The organism is Flavobacterium sp. 270 (assembly GCF_004368785.1).
GTDB lineage: Bacteria > Bacteroidota > Bacteroidia > Flavobacteriales > Flavobacteriaceae > Flavobacterium.
This window is the reverse complement of record NZ_SODM01000001.1, coordinates 710,083-729,286: the sequence shown is the minus strand read 5'-3', so window position 1 is coordinate 729,286 and position 19,204 is coordinate 710,083. Positions and strand designations below refer to the sequence as shown.

Genomic DNA, 19,204 nt, shown 5'->3' with positions numbered 1-19,204 from the left:
TTATATGAAAGGAAACAAACAAACATTTTTGATTTTATTTGCAATTAGTATTTCATTTATCACCAACAGTTATTCACAGGAAAGCATTGTAGTTACAGGTGGAGACGCTGCAGGAGCCGGAGGAAAAGCGAGTTATTCGATTGGCCAGATATCCTATACAAGCCTGCCTGGCTCTAATGGATATGTTACACAAGGAGTGCAGCAAGCCTATGAAATAGCTGCTTTAGGAAAGGACGAATTTACGGAGATTAATCTCGTAATGAATGCTTATCCAAATCCTACGGTTGATGTACTTAATTTGGTTGTTTCAGATAATAAATCGGATAATTTATCTTGTAGTTTATTTGACAGCAGCGGAAAATTAGTTTCAAAGAATTTAAAAATTACTGCCACAGAAACAAGCGTATCGATGCAGGAATTAAATCAAGGAATTTATTTTCTGGCAGTAACAAACGGCAACAAAACAATCAAGACTTTTAAAATCATTAAAAAATAATATTCTAACAGCAGAAATACATGAAAAAAATTACTTTAGCATTACTATTATTAAGTTCTTTTACCATTTTATTTGCACAAGCACCGCAGAAAATGAATTACCAATCTGTTATTCGTAAAGCAGACGGAACATTGGTTGCAGGTACTTTAGTAAATATAAAAATTAGTATTCTTTTAGGTTCTGCAACTGGCACAGCCGTTTATGTAGAATCACAAAATACAACAACAAACAATAACGGATTAGCTACAATAGAAATTGGTAGCGGAACTCCTTCTACCGGAACTTTTGCCGGCATAAATTGGGGCGCTGGATCACATTTTATTAAAACCGAAATTGACCCAACAGGCGGAAGTAATTACAGTATCAGCGGGACAAGCCAGCTTTTAAGTGTGCCTTATGCTCTATACGCAGGAAGTAGTTCAAACAAAGGAAAAACAAGTATAATATTAACGGGTGATATTACAGATGCGCAGGCAACAGCACAAATAGCAGCTGAATATGGTCCTTATACAGAGAATATTTATATTATGAGCACTGTAAATTTGACAACTGTAGATTTAAGTACTATAAAAAAAATAATAAATCTGAATATAAGTGATAATTCAAAATTAACTACTGTAAACTTTAGTAGTTTAAGTGAAATTTATGATGATTTAAATATAGCTAATAATGATAAATTAGTATCAATTATATTTCCTGTTTTAAAAACCATACATGGAGATGAGACAAATATTTCAAAAAATTCTTCTTTAACATCTATTTCTTTTCCTTTACTAACCAAAACCATAGAACTTCATTTTTCTAATAATCCTGTTCTTACTTCTATTGATATCCCTTTATTAACTTCGGTTGATAATAACCAAGGTTTTAATTTTAGATATAATGCTCTTCCAAGTTCTCAAATTAATTTGATCTTAAGCAGATTAAAAAATTTAACTTCCAAAGGAAATTATATCGACATAGACAAACAAACGCCTCCAGCTCCGCCAACAGGACAAGGAATTACTGATAAAGCATTTTTAGTAAATAGAGGTGATATTGTTACTACGGATTAATTAAATCTTGTTTTAATAGTATTAAACACCAGTCTTTAGGCTGGTGTTTTTTTTGTTTTTAAAATCATAATCTTTAAATCATGAAACTTTTTTTTAAAGTAATATAAATGAGAATCTTAATTAAATTCTGAAATTTACTTTAACATAAAAACATAAAATCATGAACAATATCTTTAGAGGATTAATAGCAGGTTACGGTGCAAAAAAATTAGGAGGCGGATGCTTCGGTACAATATTCGTTTTTATAATTATCTGGGTATTATTAGGACAATGCCACTAATATAAAATACAAATTGGTACTAAAAACCGCTAATTTGATAAGAAATTATAGAATAAATTTAAGTAAAAAGTGGTAGCTTCGCATCCAATAAATAACTAAATACGCAGGCTGAATTTGGTGCTTACTACCAGATATTTAGGCGTAATTTTAAAATTAAATTAAATGGCTTCAGGTTTTTTTGTACTATTAGATGATATCGCAGCAATTATGGATGATGTTGCTGTAATGAGTAAAATTGCAGCAAAAAAAACAGCAGGCATCTTAGGAGATGATTTGGCGGTAAACGCAGAAAAAGCTTCGGGATTTGCTTCTTCAAGAGAATTGCCGGTATTATGGGCAATTAGTAAAGGATCTTTACTGAATAAAATAATCATTCTGCCAATTGCATTTGTATTAAGTGCTTTTTTCCCGATTGCCATAAATGTAATCTTAGTGCTTGGAGGGCTATTTTTAGCTTACGAAGCTGCCGAAAAGATATACGAGTATTTTGTTCCGCACGAACATGAACAATCTGAAGGAATAACTGATGAAACTTTTACCGAAGAAGAAATTCTTGAAATAGAAAAAGGAAAAGTAAAATCGGCTATTGTAACCGATTTTATTTTATCAGTAGAAATTGTAATTATTGCTTTAGGAACCGTTCTCGGAAAACCATTATTATCTCAGATTATTACCGTTTCTATTATTGCTGTAATTGCAACAATTGGAGTTTACGGAATAGTTGCCCTTATCGTGCGCATGGACGAGGTTGGATTTAAAATGATTCAGCACAGTAAAAAAGAAAAAAGTCTTTTAAAATCTATAGGAAATATTTTAGTACAAGCGCTTCCTGTAATCATCAAAGCCTTAACCGTAATTGGTACAATTGCTTTATTATCTGTAGCGGGCGGCATTTTTGTACACAAAATAGAATATTTTCATCACTTGTTTCCAAATGTGCCATCAATTATAAAAGAATTTGTAATTGCATTTATTTCAGGTTTTATAGTTTTAGGAATTGTTAATCTGTTCAAAAAGCTATTTGGAAAAAAAGCACATTAAATCAATACGTATTTATAAAATATCAGGACACCAGCTTAATGCTGGTGTTTTTTTATGCTTTTTTTAAAAGAATAATATTTTGATATACAATTGTTTAATGTTATCTCGAAAAGTTTTAACATTTTGGCTAAGCAACCATATTCATCAATCGTACTCTTCATAATAAAATAACAATATAAATGTTTAGTATGAAAAATTTTAGATTAAAAACAGTTTTGGTAGTATTATTCGTAGCAATTGGTTTCGCATCATGTAGCAATGACGATGATAAATCACCAGCTCCTGTAACAACAAAAAATGCTTTGGCAACAGAAGTTAAAGGCCCGGCAACAGGAAAAGTAAATGTGGAGTTAAGTTACGATGTAACTTTTATGCCAGAAACGGCTTGTGGGGAATTCAGTAAATTTACAGATGTTACTATTGGGGGTGTAAAAGGTTTACAAATCGAAGTAAAATACCCAGAAGTTTGCACACAGCAAGTGCCAACGGCTAAAATCGCAGTTTATAAATTTAAATCTGCCGTAAAGGGAACTTTCGAAATTAAATTCAAAAAATCAGAAACAGAATTTATAACTCAAAAAGTAGTTATTTCAGAATAAGACTATTGCTATTATTCATCAAATTAAAACACCAATCTAAGGACTGGTGTTTTTTGTTTTTAGAAAGAAAGAAAATATATTTTCAAAGATCATTTTCTATCGGGGTTAGGAGGGAAGTTGTAGTTTTGTTAAGAACCTTTTGTCTACTTTGTCATTCCTATAAAAATCACTATTTTTGCACTCTAAATTTTATGTCATGCCGAAAAGAAAATATAAAATAGCAGTTGTTCAGTTAAACCTGAATGACGTAGCCGAAAATAATCTTAAAAAATGTATCAGTTGGGTAAGAGATGCAGCGAATAAAGGAGCTGAAGTAATCTTATTACCAGAATTATACAGCAGTCATTATTTCTGCCAAAGCGAAGATGTAGATAATTTTGCATTAGCAGAACCATTATACAGTACTTCATTTATAGCTTTTAGTGCGTTAGCAAAAGAGTTAGGAGTTGTAATTATTGTTCCTTTCTTTGAAAAAAGAATGGCTGGAATCTATCACAATAGTGCTTATATTATTGATACTGACGGAACAGAAGCTGGTTTATACCGTAAAATGCACATTCCGGACGATCCACATTTCTACGAAAAATTCTATTTTACGCCGGGAGATTTAGGTTTTCAGGCAATTGAAACTAAAAAAGGTAAAGTAGGAACGCTTATCTGCTGGGATCAATGGTATCCGGAAGCAGCTCGTATTACTGCTCTTAAAGGTGCAGAAGTACTCTTTTATCCAACAGCAATTGGATGGCATCCTAAAGAAAAAGAACAATACGGAGAAAACCAATACGGCGCTTGGATGAACGTAATGAAAGGCCATGCAGTTGCAAACGGTGTTTTTGTTGCAGCAGCAAACAGAATTGGTTTAGAACAATATATTGACGGAACTGATGGAATTCAATTTTGGGGAGCATCATTTATTGCAGGACCTCAAGGTGAAATTTTGGCACAAGCGTCTCACGATCAGGAAGAAATATTAATCGCCGAAGTAGATTTAGACCTTCAGGAAAACGTTCGTCAGAACTGGCCGTTTTTTAGAGATAGAAGAATTGACGCTTTTGGAGATATTACAAAAAGAGCAATTGATTAATTCAATCAATTTGTATAAAAGCAAAAAGGACAAAATTTATATTTTGTCCTTTTTTATTGCATAAAAAAATCCGGTTTCAATCTGAAACCGGATTTTCTAATATTTCTAATAGAATTATTTTACTTGGAAAGTAACTCTTCTTACGATTTGACGCGCTTCTTTAGAATTTTTATTCACAGAAGTATCTTCACCGTTAGCAATTACATTTAATCTAGAAGCATCAATTCCTGCATTTTGCGCTACTTTTTTCACAGCTTCAGCTCTTTTTCTAGACAATTCAGTGTTATAAGTTGAACCTCCAATTTCGTCAGCATATCCAATGATATCAGCTGTTTTTCCTGGATTGTTTTTCAAGTATTTCACTAAGAAATCAACACCAGATAAAGAAGCATTTGTAGGTTTAGAAGAGTTGAAATCAAAGTAAACATTTACATATCCACCATTAATTAATTGTTCAACAGTTCCGTTTGTTGCAGTTTCGCTTCCTTTTTTGATGTAAGTATTTTCTAAATAACTTTCTAATTCGTCTGGAACACCATTTTGGTTGTTATCAATAGATTGTCCTTTAGTATTTACGGCAACACCAGAAACGGTATTCGGTTCTAAATCGTACAAATCAGCAACACCATCTTTATCTGTATCTATAAGTCCAGTTTCGATTGTTGTAACTCTGTCTTCCAATTTATTTAATCTTTCATTCTCTTCAGAATACCAGTCAGCATGTTTTTCGTTTTTACCTAAGTAAAAAGTTAAACCAACAGATGCGTTCAATAAAACACCATCAAAACCTCTTGGTTGCGTAGTTCCCATTCCGTCAAAGTTCCAGTTTTGTCTTCCATTAACAATACCAGTAAGGTCACCCGTTAATGCTATTCTGTTGCTTAATCTAATTTGTCCTGTCAAACCAAGAATTCCATGACCCATATAATCCTGACCACCGTAACCAGTTTCAGTACTAATTTGCGAAACTCCAAAACCACCATGTGCCAAAACACCAATAGTATTTGTCCAGGTTTCAAAGTTTAAAGCACGTCCAACATTTACAACACCTTGCACACTTGCTCTAACATATCTGCTTTCAAAAGCCGGAGTATCATCGCGTTCTGTAAATTGATCGTATCCAACATCTAATTTCACACCAAATTTTGGGCTAAACATATATCTCACACCTAAATCTGCATGAAACGGATTTAAAGTTGCAGTAGAGTAACCCGGAGTCAAGGCTCTCATTGGCTTGTTTACACCACCATTTAATTCGATAGACCATTTGTTATAGTCTGGTTGATCAACAGTAGTTTTGGTTGAGGTCGTTGCCATATTTTGAGCGCTTGCTGCGATTGATAGTAATAATAGGGAAACAGATGCTAATTTCTTTTTCATGATCTTCAAATTTTTATTCGTTTTTATTTTAAACTCATGACAAATTTAGAGGACGATGTTCGGGAATGTGTTGTATCTGCTCTTACATAATTTCCATCTTTTGGCTTTAAATTGTGTAAATCAGTTAATTAAAACTCAAAATAAAGCAAAAAAAAGAGCAAAATTTAACGTTTTGCCCTTTTTCCTGATTTTGTATTGTTACTATTTTAAGTCTGGTTGATAGATTTTTACAGTTCCATCACCTTCGCTGCTTACAATTAATAAGCTTCTTTTTGTATGACTTTTAGAAGCTGGAATATAAAGTAAACCTTCTGGAGCATCACCTGTTTTTACCGTTTGTAAATATTGCGGAGAAGCAGGATTTGTTACATCGTACATCATAACAGCATCAGATCTTTCTAAACCTACAAACAAAATAGTTTGATTCCCCATTTTTGCTACCGTTACAGCTTCTGGCTCAGAACCTTTATCGTCACTTCTTTTGTCATCATAAGTTCCTAATTCGTTGATTTTTTTATCAACATCATTTTTACTGTCGTAAACAATTTTACCCGTATTTCCATTCCAGATAGAAAAAGAACGCGCTCCAAAACTTACCATTTCGTCAAGATCACCATCTCCGTCCGTATCGCCCATATCAGAAACAAGATTAAGTCTTCCTAAATTTGTTTCTAATTTTAAAGTTGCAGCATCAGGAAAAACAGTCGCATCAAGTTTCATGTCTTTCATTCTCTTAATGTCAGTGTAAGCAGTATATTCTCTTGAATCACCTTCATTAGCAGTAACAAAATAAGGAACATTGTTAGTTGTAAAATGACTGATCGCATCTGGCATATATAATCCTTTTACTTTCCACGGATTAAAAGCGATTTTATCATCTTTATCACTTACGTCAATTGCATTTTCTGCAGTATTGTAATCTTTTAAACCTAAAGGAAAAATAGCAGTAATCGTTTTTGAAGTCAAATCTACTTTAGCAACTCCGTTATTTTCCTGTAAAGTTACCCAGGCAGTTTTAGAATCATCAGAAATTGTGATATACTCTGGTTCAATATCTTGTGCGAAAGATTTAGCATAAGTCGAAATTCTAAATCCATCTTTTTTCAAAGTTGCAGCCTGACCGCTAAAAGAAGCGAAATCTAAAGTTGTAACAGCATAAGTATTCGTATCAATAATAGAAATAGTTCCGTTTGGATCCTTCAAATAATCTGTACTTGGTTCTCCTTCGTTAGCAGTCATGATAAATTTTCCGTCTGGCGAAAAAGTAATCATATCAGGAAGTGCACCAACCGTAACTTGTTTAATTAAACTATAATCTGAAGTGTTGAAAACAACAACTTTTCCGTTTCCTTGTTTGTCTGTAAGAGATTCTAAAGCAACCGCTAATTTTCCGTCAAAAACCGAAACACTGTTTGCGGCACCTTCATAAGTTGCTAAATCAATTTTTCCAATTTTTATAGGTTTAGACGGATCTGTAATATCAATAACGTCAATTTGATTTACACCACTATTATTTACTGTAAAAAGTCTTTTTGTTTTTAAATCGTAAGCAGAGATTTCTGCAGCAGCTTCACCGCCAATAGTAATACTTCCAATTTCTTTAAAAGAAGCAGGATTTTCATTTACAGAAACTTCTTCTTCGTTTTTTGATTCATTATTTTCACAGCTCGTCATAATAAATAAAGCAGTTAATAATGAGATAGTTAATTTTTTCATTGTGTTGATTTTTAGTTTTGCCAAATGTAGAGAGCAGAACTTGGGTATATATTAAGAAGTTATTAATTAATCTTTAACTTAATTTTTATAAGATAATTAATCAGAAATGCAGTTGATTTCATTCAGGATGTTTTATAATCCTTACGAATCATTATCTTTGTACTCTTTAAAATTTAGAACAACTTTATGTCAACAAATAATAGAAGATTCCCAGCAGAATGGGAAAAGCAGCAAGGAATAGTATTATGTTTTCCGCATAACGGTAACGACTGGCCGGGAAAATACGACGCTGTTCAATGGGCTTTTGTAGAATTTATTAAAAAAGTTGCCGCTTTTGAAACGGTGTTTTTGCTCGTAGCCGATGAAAAACTAAAAGAAAAAGTTGCCGAAATGCTCGAAAGAGCAAGAGTAAATACTGCAAATGTTTCTTTTATAATTCATAAAACAAACAGAAGCTGGATGCGTGATTCTGGGCCGATTATTGTAAAAAACGGGTCAAAAAGAGAAGCATTAAACTTCAATTTTAATGGCTGGGCAAAATATAAAAATTACCAGTTAGATAAATTTGTTCCGGGTAAAGTTGCTGACTTTATTGATGTACCGTTAACGCAGGTTATGTACAAAGGAAAACCAGTAATTGTAGAAGGAGGTGCAATTGATGTAAACGGAAGAGGTACTTTATTGACTTCTGAAGAATGTTTGATGCATCCATCAATTCAGGTTAGAAATGCCGGATTTACAAAAGAAGATTACGAAGCTGTTTTTAAAGAATATCTAGGCGTAACCAACGTAATCTGGCTTGGTGACGGAATAGAAGGCGATGATACGCATGGACATATCGATGATTTATGTCGATTTGTAAATGAAGATACGATCGTTACGATTGTTGAAACGGATAAAAACGATTCGAACTATAAACCTTTGCAAGACAATTTAAAACGTCTTCAAAATGCAAAATTAGAAAACGGAAAAGCTCCTGTAATTGTAGCATTGCCAATGCCAAAACGTGTCGATTTTGAAGATTTAAGATTGCCGGCAAGTTATGCTAATTTCTTAATTTTGAATAATTGTGTTTTAGTTCCAACATTCAATGACAGCAACGATAGAGTAGCTCTAAATATCTTGTCGGAATGTTTCCCAGACCGCGAAGTAATCGGAATAAGCTGTATCGATTTTATTTGGGGATTCGGAACATTACATTGTTTGAGTCAGCAGATTCCGGCATAATTTTTTTGCTACAAAATTACAAAGATTAAGACAGAGTTTTTTTAATCCTTTTAATCCTGTAATCTGTGGCAAAAAATAGAGGCATGTTTAATAATCTCGCAAAGTCGCTAAGACGCAAAGTTTTTCTTTAAAGTAAATTAGCGTATAGTTTCTCATTTCAACTGAAAGGAGAAATGACAAAATGAGAATAAAAACTTTGCGTCTTAGCGACTTTGCGAGATTAAAAACAACAACAACTTAAAATTAAATCTTGTAAGCATAAAAAAAGCTTGTTAGCGTAAAACTAACAAGCTTTTATATTTTATAAATGAATGCTATCTTCTCTTCATTGTCTAATGAAAGGCGGTAACAACTGACTGCAAACCTCTCCAAACCCAATACGTACTTCCTTATTTTCGCAGAAACCACGAAAAATTACCGTATCATTATCTTCAATAAATTTACGTTCCGTTCCGTCTTTTAATTTTATTGGATTTTTTCCGCCCCAAGTTAATTCTAACATTGAGCCAAAACTATCAGGCGTTGGGCCAGAAATAGTTCCAGAACCCATCATATCACCAGAATTTACACGACATCCGTTAGAAGTATGGTGTGCCAATTGCTGGCTCATTGACCAATATAAATATTTGAAATTAGATTGAGAAATAAGCGTTTCTTCTTGTTCTTCCGGTTTAATTGATACTTCTAAATGAATATCAAAAGTCTTTTTTCCTTTTGTCTGAAGGTACGGAAGCGGTGACGGATCTTGTTTAGGGCCTTTAGTTCTAAAAGGTTCTAAAGCATCCATAGTTACAATCCAGGGAGAAATAGAAGTCGCAAAGTTTTTTGCTAAGAATGGTCCAAGAGGCACATATTCCCATTTCTGAATATCACGCGCGCTCCAGTCATTCAATAAAACCATTCCAAAAATATAATCTTCAGCCTCGTAAGTTGGGATATTTTCTCCCATTACGTTTACGTCTGTAGTAATAAAAGCAGTTTCTAGTTCAAAATCTACTAATCTGGAAGGACCAAAAACAGGGTATTTTTCACCAACAGGTAAAGTTTGTCCCATTGGTCTGTGAACAGGAATTCCAGACGGAACAATTGTAGAACTTCTTCCGTGGTATCCAACCGGAATGTGCAGCCAGTTTGGCAGTAAAGCATTTTCTGGATCGCGGAACATTTTACCAACATTTGTTGCATGTTCTTTACTAGAATAGAAATCAGTGTAATCACCAATAAGTACTGGTAATTGCATTTCTACATCGTCGATTTTAAAAATAACAATATCACGGTCTTTTGTTGAATCTCTAAGCTGTGGGTTCTCTGCGTCGAAAATTTCGGCAATGCGATTTCGAACTAAACGCCATGTTTTTTTTCCGTCAGAAATAAAATCATTTAGCGTATCCTGCATAAACATATCATCAGTTAACTCTATTCCTGCAAAATAGTTTAATTGTTGTAAAGCGCCTAAATCTATAGCGTAATCGCCAATTCTGGTTCCTACTGTAACGACATTTTCTTTGGTAAGAAATACACCGAAAGGAATATTCTGAATAGGGAAGTCACTATGTTCTGGTACTTCTAACCATGATTTTCTTTTGGTATCGTTGGCGGTTATTGGCATGTTAATGTTAATTATTTGTTGAAAAATTACTTGTCAAATATATCATAATCTAACTGTATGACAAACGTTTTTTTGTATTTTTGCAGGAAATTAACGAAAAACGAAAAAATGCAACGCGACGAACAAATTTTTGATCTTATCCTAGAGGAAAAAGATAGACAAATTCACGGACTAGAACTTATCGCTTCAGAGAATTTTGTAAGTGATGAGGTAATGCAGGCAGCTGGGTCTGTTTTAACTAATAAATATGCTGAGGGATATCCTGGCAAAAGATACTACGGCGGTTGCGAAGTAGTTGACGTTATTGAGCAGATTGCAATTGACAGAGCTAAAGAATTATTTGGTGCTGAATATGCAAACGTACAACCTCACTCTGGTTCTCAGGCAAATACATCAGTTTACCATGCATGTCTAAATCCTGGCGATACTATTTTAGGTTTTGATTTATCTCACGGTGGGCACTTAACTCACGGTTCTCCTGTAAACTTCTCTGGTCGTTTATACCGTCCTGTTTTTTACGGCGTAGATGCAGAAACTGGTCGTTTAGATTACGATAAAATACAAGAAATTGCTACAAAAGAACAACCAAAATTAATCATTGCAGGAGCTTCGGCTTATTCTCGTGATATGGATTTTGCACGTTTCAGACAAATTGCAGACAGCGTAGGAGCAATCTTATTTGCTGATATTTCTCACCCTGCAGGTCTTATTGCAAAAGGATTATTAAATGACCCAATTCCACATTGTCATATTGTTTCTACAACAACACACAAAACATTACGTGGACCTCGTGGAGGTTTGATCTTAATGGGGAAAGATTTTGAAAACAAACAAGGTTTAAAAACTCCAAAAGGTGAAATCAGAATGATGTCTTCATTATTAGACTTAGCTGTTTTTCCTGGAAATCAAGGTGGACCTTTAATGCATATTATTGCTGCTAAAGCGGTTGCTTTTGGTGAAGCTTTAAAAGATGAATTCTTTACATACGCTATGCAATTGCAAAAAAATGCAAATGCAATGGCAGATGCTTTTGTAAAAAGAGGATACAACATTATCTCTGGCGGAACTGATAACCACATGATGCTTATTGACTTAAGAAATAAAAATATTTCTGGTAAAGAAGCAGAAAATGCATTAGTAAAAGCAGAAATCACAGTAAATAAAAACATGGTTCCTTTTGATGATAAATCACCATTTATCACGTCTGGAATTCGTGTAGGAACAGCTGCAATCACAACTCGTGGTTTAGTTGAAAAAGATATGGAAACAATTGTAGCTTTAATCGATAGAGTACTTGCTGATCATACTAATGAAGCAGTTATCGAAGCAGTTGCAGAAGAAGTAAACGAAATGATGAGCGAAAGACCGATTTTCGTTTATTAATTAGTTTAAAGTTTCAGGTTTAAAGTTTAAAGTTTTGCAATGCGTGAATAACGTATAACAATACTTTAAACTTTTTTCATTTCAAACAACTTGAAACCTGAAACAAATAAAACCTGAAACAAAAAGAAAAACTATGGGCGTATTAAGACTACAACTGCCAACAGACCCAAGATGGGTAAATATTGTTGAAAAAAATATAGAAGAAATCCTGACAGATCACGCTTGGTGCGAGCAAAAAGCAGCAACAAACGCAATTACGATTATTACTAATAATTCTGAACATCAGGATTTAGTAAAAGATTTATTGGCTTTAGCCAAAGAAGAAATCGATCATTTTGAACAGGTTCATAATATCATCATCAAAAGAGGATTGAAACTAGGACGCGAACGCAAAGACGATTATGTAAATGAATTGTATTTATATATGAAGAAAAGCGGCGACGGAAGCAGAGTTTCGGGTCTTGTAGAAAGATTACTTTTTTCTGCAATGATTGAAGCCAGAAGCTGTGAGCGTTTTAAAGTTTTGTCTGAAAACATTCAAGACGAAGAATTAGCAAGTTTCTACAGAGATTTAATGGAAAGCGAAGCCGGACATTACACAACTTTCATCACATACGCACGTAAATACGGAGTAGGAATCGACGTTGAAAAACGTTGGAGAGAATGGTTAGCTTTCGAAGAATCAATCATTACAAATTACGGAAAAGGAGAAACTATTCACGGATAGGTTTTTTTTCAAGTTTCTTTTGTTTCAAGTTTCAGGTTTCAAGTTAGCTTCGACTCCGCTCAGCTTGACATGTCACGTTGAGCGAAGTCAAAATACAGGTTTCACGTCTTTCACGTTGAGCGAAGTCGAAACGCGCTCCAATTAGAAAATCTAGTTTTATAACTTTGCGAATCTCTATGAAATCTTTGTGTTTCTCTGTGGAAAAAAAATCTAAAATCTAAAATCTAAAATCTAAAATCAACATTCTAAAATCTAAAATCCCTACATTTGAGAGTAATCAAAATGTAACGCCATGAGAATAGAAACAGATTTGAAATTAGGATTTAAAGACGTAATGATTAGACCAAAAAGATCAACTTTAAAAAGTAGATCAGAGGTCACTTTAGAACAAAATTTTAAATTTCTGCACAGTTCCGCTTCGTGGACAGGAATTCCGATTATGGCAGCCAATATGGATACAGTCGGCACTTTTGAAATGGCAGAAGTTCTGGCAAAAGAAAAGCTTTTTACGGCGATTCATAAACATTATACTCCAAAAGAATGGAATGATTTTCTACAGAAAGTCGATCCGGAATTTTACAATTATATTGCAATTAGCACAGGAACAGGAAGTGAAGATTCTTTAAAAATTGCAGAAATTATAAATGCAAATCCGTTACTAAGATTCATTTGTATTGATGTTGCAAACGGTTATTCAGAACATTTTGTACAGTTTTTAAAACAAACCCGTAAACAATATCCAGACAAAGTGATCATTGCAGGAAATGTCGTTACTGGCGAAATGGTCGAAGAATTACTTTTGGCCGGAGCCGATATTGTAAAAGTTGGAATTGGTCCTGGATCTGTTTGTACAACACGAGTAAAAACAGGCGTTGGTTATCCACAATTATCTGCTATTATAGAATGTGCCGATGCAGCGCACGGTTTAGGCGGACATATTATCAGCGATGGTGGCTGCGTAACTCCGGGCGATGTTGCCAAAGCTTTTGGCGCAGGCGCAGATTTTGTGATGTTAGGAGGAATGCTTGCCGGACACACTGAAAGCGGCGGAGAATTGATCGAAATTAACGGTCAGAAATTCAGACAATTTTACGGAATGAGTTCTACAACCGCAATGGACAAACACGTTGGAGGTGTAGCAGAATACAGAGCAAGCGAAGGCAAAACAGTTCAGGTTCCGTTTAAGGGAAATGTTATCAATACTATTTTGGATATTTTGGGCGGTTTGCGAAGCACTTGTACCTATGTTGGCGCTTCAAGATTAAAAGAATTGACTAAACGAACAACTTTCATCCGCGTAAGCGAGCAAGAAAATCAAATTTTTACCAATAAATAAAAAGAATATTTCAGCATAATTATGATTACAATTTCAGAAGCTACAGTAAGCGATATTAAAACGATTCAGGATATAACGTATAAAACCTGGCCGATTACTTACGGCGAAATTTTGACGGAAGAGCAATTAAAATACATGCTCGAAATGATTTATTCTGATGAAGCGCTTACAGCTCAATTTCAAAAAAGAGAACAATTATTTTATTTGATTTCTGATGAAAATGCTGTTTTAGGATTTATCGGAATTGAACATAATTACAACAAAGAAACGACAACAAAAATCCATAAAATATATCTTTTACCAGAAACGCAAGGCAAAGGAATTGGAAAAATGGCTTTTGAAAAGATTGGAGAATTAGCTTTAGAAAACAATTCGACTTCACTTTTATTAAATGTAAATCGCTTTAATAAAGCATTGAATTTCTATGAGAAAATAGGTTTTAAAATTATTGAGGAAGTTAATATCGAAATTGGAAATGGTTATTTGATGGAGGATTATGTGATGGAGAAGCATATACAAAATTAGCTTTTCGTTGCTAAATTTCTACAATTTTGTCATTTCGACGAAGGAGAAATCTCCGTAAGAAACTCGCCATTTTTGTCATTGCGAGGAACGAAGCAATCACATTTACAAAATCAACTTTGTGTTATTGCTAGTACGGTTGTTTCGTTCCTCGCAATGACAAACTTTGTGTTTTTTTTATTTTAACTTACCATAATCCCATGCTTAAACAATAAGCCTTTTACTTCATTCAAAGAAAAAACAGCCTTTTTAAGTTTCGTTTTAGAAGGATCAATTGTGTAATTAAAACTTGTTTTAAAATCGGCTTTATTGGCGATTGCTTTATCAAACTCAGAACGATACAAATAGCAGTTTTCAAAAACAACATTGGTAAGATCTGCTGCCATAAAATCTACGGCAATTATACTGCAATTGGTAAAAATTGTGCCTTTAATTTTTAAAGTATAGAACTTAGAAAAATCCAAAATGCAGTTATTAAAATTAACTTCAAAAATCAATTTATCACACATTGCAAAATTGACTTCTTTGATTTCGCAGCGATTAAAAGTGGCTGTTCTAAACGCTACATAGTTAATTTTGGCTTCATTAAAAATGCAATCATTAAAAACACAGTCGATAAAAGTAACGGCTAGAAAAGTACAGGCAGAAAAATTACAATTATTAAAAATACAACATTCAAAATCTTTAAAATTAAGATCGTCTCTCCCGTAAACAAAGGAGTCGTATTCTTTATCGAGAAAATATTCTGATTTTTTTTTCAAAATAATTTTTGAGGTGTCTATAAATAAATTTATTACAAATTTAGCTTTTGCTGAATTTTAATAATAGCACAATATATGGAAAGCTTTTTTTAATAGCGCAAAGTTAACCATTTATTGCATTATTGTAAAACGCAAAAAATATTCATTTTTGATCTCAAATCAGGCCTAAAAACCTCCTGATTTTTTCGGTCTATTTTCTTTCTTCATACTATTTATTTGATGTAGCTTTACATCAGTTTTTCAAATTAAATACAACCATTTTATCATATGGAAGCAACAAGAAAAGAGCATGATTTTTTAGGAGAATTAGAGATTCCCAATCATTTATATTACGGAATTCAAACTTTTAGAGCTGTAGAAAATTTCAATATTACCGGAATTCCAATTTCCAAAGAACCATTATTTATCAAAGCTTTAGGGTATGTAAAAAAAGCTGCTGCTTTAGCCAATAAAGATTGTGGTGCACTAGACGCAAAACTTGCAGAAGCAATCTGCTACGGAAGCGATCAGGTTATTGCGGGTAAATTTGACAAGGAATTTGTAAGCGATTTGATTCAGGGTGGCGCGGGAACTTCTGTAAATATGAATGCTAATGAAGTAATTGCTAATATTGGTCTCGAATATTTAGGTCATAAGAAAGGAGAATATAATTTTCTGCATCCAAACAATCATGTAAATTGTTCACAGTCTACAAACGATGCTTACCCGTCGGCTTTTAGAATTGCGCTTTATTTAAAAATGGAAACTTTTATTAAAACGCTTGCTGGACTTGAAGTCGCTTTTGCGAAAAAAGGAGAAGAGTTTAAAGAAGTGCTGAAAATGGGAAGAACCCAATTGCAAGATGCAGTTCCGATGACTTTAGGGCAAGAATTTAAAGCTTACGCCACAACAATTGGCGAAGATATTATTCGTTTGAAAAATGCTCAGGAATTGTTGTTAGAAATCAATATGGGCGCAACTGCAATTGGTACAAAAGTAAATGCACCGCAAGGCTATCCAGAAATTTGTGTGGCCTATTTGGCAAAAGAAGTTGGTATTCCGCTTACGCTTTCTCCAGATTTAATTGAAGCAACGGTAGACACAGGCGCTTATGTACAGATTATGGGAACATTAAAACGTTCTGCAGTTAAAATTTCTAAGATCTGCAATGATTTACGATTATTGAGTTCTGGGCCAAGAACGGGTTTCAACGAAATCAATCTGCCTGCGCGTCAGCCGGGTTCTTCGATTATGCCGGGAAAAGTAAATCCGGTAATTCCAGAGGTTGTCAACCAAACTTGTTTTTATGTAATTGGTCAGGATTTAACCGTTACAATGGCGGCAGAAGCAGGACAATTGCAGTTGAATGTAATGGAACCTGTTATTGCTTTTGCAATGTTTACTTCGCTCGATTATCTTTCTAATGCCATTCAGACTTTAATTGATAAATGTATTGTTGGAATTACGGCAAATGTCGATCATTGTTATAATCTGGTAATGAACAGCATCGGAATTGTAACACAGCTAAATCCAATTTTAGGTTACGAAGAAAGTGCAAGTGTTGCCGGCGAAGCGCTTAAAACCAATAAAAGTGTACATGATATTGTGGTAAAAGAAAGAAAATTGATTACTCAGGAAAAATGGGACGAAATTTATTCTTTAGAGAATTTAATTAATCCTAAGTTTATTACTAAATAAAGTAATTATAGTTGTCTCTTTTTGATTCAAACCTAGTTTTCAATTTTAAAAATTAAAGAATAAAAATTATAACCTTTTATAAATAGGTAAAAAGCAGCTATAAACGGCTGCTTTTTTTATTCTTCAAAAATTGATAATAATTCTATAATATGTAATACTTATATAGATTTCAATGCTTATTTTTGTTGTATATACAACTTTTTGCAAATGAAATTACTTATAGTCGAAGACGAACCAAACTTGCTTTCAATTTTAAGAAAAGGGTTTGCAGAAAACAACAACGAAGTTAGTGTGGCTCTCGATGGCACAACGGCATTGGAGATGATTCATAATTATAATTTTGATGTTGTGGTCTTGGATGTAATGTTACCGGACATAAACGGAATTGAAATCTGCAGAAGACTTCGCGCGAGTAAAAACTTTGTTCCGATTTTGCTTTTAACGGCTTTGGGAACTTCAGAAAATATTGTAACGGGTCTTAATTCGGGTGCCGATGATTATTTGGTTAAGCCTTTTAAGTTTGGAGAACTTGATGCGAGAGTAAATGCATTGCACCGAAGAGCACATCAGGAAACAGAAAAAATTGATACGATTGTTGTTGGAGATTTAGAAATAAACGGACGCGCCAAAACGGTAAAACGTGATGGTGAATCGATTATTCTAACGGCTAAAGAATTTAAACTATTGTATTATCTGGCTAAAAACAGCGGTAATATTGTTTCCCGAGATCAAATCTTAGACAATGTGTGGGATATTAATTTTGATATGAACACCAACGTTGTCGATGTATATATTACGTATTTAAGAAGAAAAATAGATAAACCTTTTTCAGTCAAACTTATTCATACCATGAAGGGACTGGGTTATGTTATAAAAACATAGTATGGATATTAGAAAAAAAATTACGTTTAATTATGTTGCGCTTTCCACCTTTAGTACTTCGCTATTGTGTGTGATTGTTTTTTTCTTGTTTAGAGAAAATAACCGTTATCATTTCTTGAAAAGACTGGATGACAGAGCAAAAATTGTGGCTTCTATTCATCTTCAAAAAGATCCCGAAAAAATTAAGTATTACAAAGCGCTTAAAAAAGACGGACTTGAAGAACTTATTGAAGAACAGGAATTTGTACTTAAAATTAACAGCCATAATAGTTTTGATTATAATACAAATCTGAATCTTCCGAATGAGTTTTATACCAATATTTTAAACACCGGAAAAGATTCTTATGAAATCGATAATAAATATTATTTAGGACAGATTTTTAAAGAAGGCACTCAGGAATATATTGTAATTGTAGGAGCAAGAGACAGAAAAGGAACAGATACCACGGTTTATATTGTAAAAATAATGCTGTTTGGCGGTATTGGGTTTGTTTTTCTGGCGTTCTTTTTAGGACGATTTTTGGCGAAACGAGTTATTAATCCTGTAGTTAGAATTACAAAAGAAGTAAATAGAATCCGGGCTTCTAATTTACATAACAGATTGCCAGAGGTTAAGAATTCTGATGAAATTTCAGATCTTACCAATACTTTTAATGATATGCTGGATCGTTTAGAAACTTCATTCGAGATTCAGGCAAACTTCATTAATAATGCTTCGCACGAATTAAAAACGCCAATTACCACTATTATTGCCGAGTCTGAAATTATGCTTCTCAAAGAGCGTGAAGTTTCAGAATATGTGCAGTCTTTAGAAAATATTTACAGTCAGGCTTCAAGATTAGGAAACTTAACCGAGAGTTTATTAAAATTAACTCAAACGGGTTACGATGGTAAAAAACAGGTTTCTGATATTGCCCGAATCGATGAATTGCTGATGGATGTAAAATCGGATCTGGATAAAATTTATCCGGATAACCGTGTAAGCATTAAATTAAACTTCGCACCAAAAGATTCCAACCTGTTTTTACTGCCTTGTAATAAGCCATTGTTAGAACTTGCTATAAATAATATTATAACAAACGGTGTAAAGTACTCTGATAACAATGAAGTTTTCGTAACGCTTTCTGCTAATAGCGATATTATTAAGATTACGATTAACGATATCGGAATTGGGATTCCTCCCGAAGATATTCCGCATTTGTATGAGCCTTTCTTTAGAGGAAAAGTAGCCGCCAGATATATTGGTTATGGTTTAGGATTGCCTTTAGCATCAAAAATTATCAGGATGCATGACGGAGAAATTCAGGTACAATCTGAACAAAACAAAGGCACCATTGTTACTATTGTCTTTAAAAAAACAAACATTAAAAATTTTAATGTTGAATCTTAGAAAATTCTAATTTTAGATTAAGACCGCATTAATGTAGGC

The 19,204-nt window shown here is 33.6% G+C and carries 17 protein-coding genes; 13 read left to right on the top strand and 4 right to left on the bottom strand.

The window, feature by feature from the left end; all coding sequences use genetic code 11:
- Positions 1 to 4: 4 nt before the first annotated feature.
- The 5 genes from EV144_RS03110 to EV144_RS03090 all read left to right on the top strand — a co-directional run bounded on the left by EV144_RS03110 (position 5) and on the right by EV144_RS03090 (position 4,555).
- Positions 5 to 496, top strand: coding sequence for a T9SS type A sorting domain-containing protein (locus tag EV144_RS03110; RefSeq protein ID WP_134146085.1), 492 nt, complete (start codon positions 5 to 7; stop codon positions 494 to 496).
- Between the two features lie 20 nt (positions 497 to 516).
- A complete protein-coding gene (locus EV144_RS03105; RefSeq protein ID WP_134146083.1) occupies positions 517 to 1,551 on the top strand; it encodes a hypothetical protein in 1,035 nt (344 codons plus the stop codon).
- Positions 1,552 to 1,993: 442 nt separating this feature from the next.
- Positions 1,994 to 2,872 (top strand): DUF808 domain-containing protein, encoded by an 879-nt coding sequence (locus EV144_RS03100; RefSeq protein WP_134146081.1) that lies wholly within the window; start codon positions 1,994 to 1,996, stop codon positions 2,870 to 2,872.
- A 188-nt stretch (positions 2,873 to 3,060) separates the two neighbouring features.
- Positions 3,061 to 3,471, top strand: a complete 411-nt coding sequence (locus tag EV144_RS03095; protein WP_134146079.1) for a hypothetical protein — start codon at positions 3,061 to 3,063, stop codon at positions 3,469 to 3,471.
- A gap of 196 nt (positions 3,472 to 3,667) precedes the next feature.
- Positions 3,668 to 4,555 carry a carbon-nitrogen hydrolase gene (locus EV144_RS03090; RefSeq protein WP_134146077.1) on the top strand — a complete coding sequence of 296 codons (888 nt, stop codon included), beginning with the start codon at positions 3,668 to 3,670 and terminating at the stop codon, positions 4,553 to 4,555.
- 114 nt (positions 4,556 to 4,669) lie between these two features.
- Here EV144_RS03090 and EV144_RS03085 read toward each other — a convergent pair whose 3' ends face one another.
- Complete coding sequence (locus EV144_RS03085; RefSeq protein ID WP_134146075.1) at positions 4,670 to 5,935, bottom strand: OmpA family protein; 1,266 nt, start codon at positions 5,933 to 5,935, stop codon at positions 4,670 to 4,672.
- Between the two features lie 201 nt (positions 5,936 to 6,136).
- On the bottom strand, positions 6,137 to 7,651 hold the full coding sequence (locus EV144_RS03080) for a choice-of-anchor I family protein (protein WP_134146073.1): 1,515 nt from the start codon (positions 7,649 to 7,651) through the stop codon (positions 6,137 to 6,139).
- 186 nt (positions 7,652 to 7,837) lie between these two features.
- Between EV144_RS03080 and EV144_RS03075 the strand changes: the two genes are divergently transcribed.
- Positions 7,838 to 8,878: an agmatine/peptidylarginine deiminase gene (locus tag EV144_RS03075; RefSeq protein ID WP_134146071.1), complete on the top strand. Its 1,041-nt coding sequence runs from the start codon at positions 7,838 to 7,840 to the stop codon at positions 8,876 to 8,878.
- Positions 8,879 to 9,203: 325 nt separating this feature from the next.
- On the opposite strand, the gene fahA is transcribed toward EV144_RS03075, so the two are convergent.
- Positions 9,204 to 10,487: a fumarylacetoacetase gene (gene fahA / locus EV144_RS03070; RefSeq protein WP_134146069.1), complete on the bottom strand. Its 1,284-nt coding sequence runs from the start codon at positions 10,485 to 10,487 to the stop codon at positions 9,204 to 9,206.
- Positions 10,488 to 10,595: 108 nt separating this feature from the next.
- Between fahA and glyA the strand changes: the two genes are divergently transcribed.
- From glyA to EV144_RS03050, 4 genes are all read left to right on the top strand, one after another.
- Positions 10,596 to 11,870, top strand: coding sequence for a serine hydroxymethyltransferase (glyA, locus tag EV144_RS03065; RefSeq protein ID WP_134146067.1), 1,275 nt, complete (start codon positions 10,596 to 10,598; stop codon positions 11,868 to 11,870).
- A 133-nt stretch (positions 11,871 to 12,003) separates the two neighbouring features.
- On the top strand, positions 12,004 to 12,597 hold the full coding sequence (locus tag EV144_RS03060) for a tRNA-(ms[2]io[6]A)-hydroxylase (protein WP_134146066.1): 594 nt from the start codon (positions 12,004 to 12,006) through the stop codon (positions 12,595 to 12,597).
- 292 nt (positions 12,598 to 12,889) lie between these two features.
- Entirely contained in the window at positions 12,890 to 13,933 is a 1,044-nt protein-coding gene (locus tag EV144_RS03055) for a GMP reductase (protein WP_134146064.1), read from the top strand.
- 21 nt (positions 13,934 to 13,954) lie between these two features.
- Positions 13,955 to 14,458 carry a GNAT family N-acetyltransferase gene (locus EV144_RS03050; protein ID WP_134146062.1) on the top strand — a complete coding sequence of 168 codons (504 nt, stop codon included), beginning with the start codon at positions 13,955 to 13,957 and terminating at the stop codon, positions 14,456 to 14,458.
- A gap of 179 nt (positions 14,459 to 14,637) precedes the next feature.
- Here EV144_RS03050 and EV144_RS03045 read toward each other — a convergent pair whose 3' ends face one another.
- Entirely contained in the window at positions 14,638 to 15,216 is a 579-nt protein-coding gene (locus tag EV144_RS03045) for a pentapeptide repeat-containing protein (RefSeq protein WP_134146060.1), read from the bottom strand.
- A 267-nt stretch (positions 15,217 to 15,483) separates the two neighbouring features.
- Here EV144_RS03045 and aspA point away from each other — a divergent pair, with 267 nt between their 5' ends.
- The 3 genes from aspA to EV144_RS03030 all read left to right on the top strand — a co-directional run bounded on the left by aspA (position 15,484) and on the right by EV144_RS03030 (position 19,165).
- Positions 15,484 to 16,893 (top strand): aspartate ammonia-lyase, encoded by a 1,410-nt coding sequence (aspA, locus tag EV144_RS03040; RefSeq protein ID WP_134146058.1) that lies wholly within the window; start codon positions 15,484 to 15,486, stop codon positions 16,891 to 16,893.
- Between the two features lie 207 nt (positions 16,894 to 17,100).
- Positions 17,101 to 17,775 carry a response regulator transcription factor gene (locus EV144_RS03035; protein ID WP_134146056.1) on the top strand — a complete coding sequence of 225 codons (675 nt, stop codon included), beginning with the start codon at positions 17,101 to 17,103 and terminating at the stop codon, positions 17,773 to 17,775.
- 1 nt (position 17,776) lies between these two features.
- Positions 17,777 to 19,165, top strand: coding sequence for a sensor histidine kinase (locus EV144_RS03030; protein ID WP_134146054.1), 1,389 nt, complete (start codon positions 17,777 to 17,779; stop codon positions 19,163 to 19,165).
- Positions 19,166 to 19,204 lie beyond the last annotated feature (39 nt).

What these genes read in the sequence shown, in the direction of transcription:
- EV144_RS03085 (WP_134146075.1), bottom strand. Translation starts at nt 5,935, where the DNA reads ATGAAAAAGAAATTAGCATCTGTTTCCCTATTATTACTATCAATCGCA.
- EV144_RS03100 (WP_134146081.1), top strand. Translation starts at nt 1,994, where the DNA reads ATGGCTTCAGGTTTTTTTGTACTATTAGATGATATCGCAGCAATTATG.
- EV144_RS03055 (WP_134146064.1), top strand. Translation starts at nt 12,890, where the DNA reads ATGAGAATAGAAACAGATTTGAAATTAGGATTTAAAGACGTAATGATT.
- EV144_RS03075 (WP_134146071.1), top strand. Translation starts at nt 7,838, where the DNA reads ATGTCAACAAATAATAGAAGATTCCCAGCAGAATGGGAAAAGCAGCAA.
- EV144_RS03030 (WP_134146054.1), top strand. Translation starts at nt 17,777, where the DNA reads ATGGATATTAGAAAAAAAATTACGTTTAATTATGTTGCGCTTTCCACC.
- EV144_RS03095 (WP_134146079.1), top strand. Translation starts at nt 3,061, where the DNA reads ATGAAAAATTTTAGATTAAAAACAGTTTTGGTAGTATTATTCGTAGCA.
- aspA (WP_134146058.1), top strand. Translation starts at nt 15,484, where the DNA reads ATGGAAGCAACAAGAAAAGAGCATGATTTTTTAGGAGAATTAGAGATT.
- EV144_RS03080 (WP_134146073.1), bottom strand. Translation starts at nt 7,651, where the DNA reads ATGAAAAAATTAACTATCTCATTATTAACTGCTTTATTTATTATGACG.
- fahA (WP_134146069.1), bottom strand. Translation starts at nt 10,487, where the DNA reads ATGCCAATAACCGCCAACGATACCAAAAGAAAATCATGGTTAGAAGTA.
- EV144_RS03060 (WP_134146066.1), top strand. Translation starts at nt 12,004, where the DNA reads ATGGGCGTATTAAGACTACAACTGCCAACAGACCCAAGATGGGTAAAT.
- glyA (WP_134146067.1), top strand. Translation starts at nt 10,596, where the DNA reads ATGCAACGCGACGAACAAATTTTTGATCTTATCCTAGAGGAAAAAGAT.
- EV144_RS03105 (WP_134146083.1), top strand. Translation starts at nt 517, where the DNA reads ATGAAAAAAATTACTTTAGCATTACTATTATTAAGTTCTTTTACCATT.
- EV144_RS03050 (WP_134146062.1), top strand. Translation starts at nt 13,955, where the DNA reads ATGATTACAATTTCAGAAGCTACAGTAAGCGATATTAAAACGATTCAG.
- EV144_RS03035 (WP_134146056.1), top strand. Translation starts at nt 17,101, where the DNA reads ATGAAATTACTTATAGTCGAAGACGAACCAAACTTGCTTTCAATTTTA.
- EV144_RS03110 (WP_134146085.1), top strand. Translation starts at nt 5, where the DNA reads ATGAAAGGAAACAAACAAACATTTTTGATTTTATTTGCAATTAGTATT.
- EV144_RS03090 (WP_134146077.1), top strand. Translation starts at nt 3,668, where the DNA reads ATGCCGAAAAGAAAATATAAAATAGCAGTTGTTCAGTTAAACCTGAAT.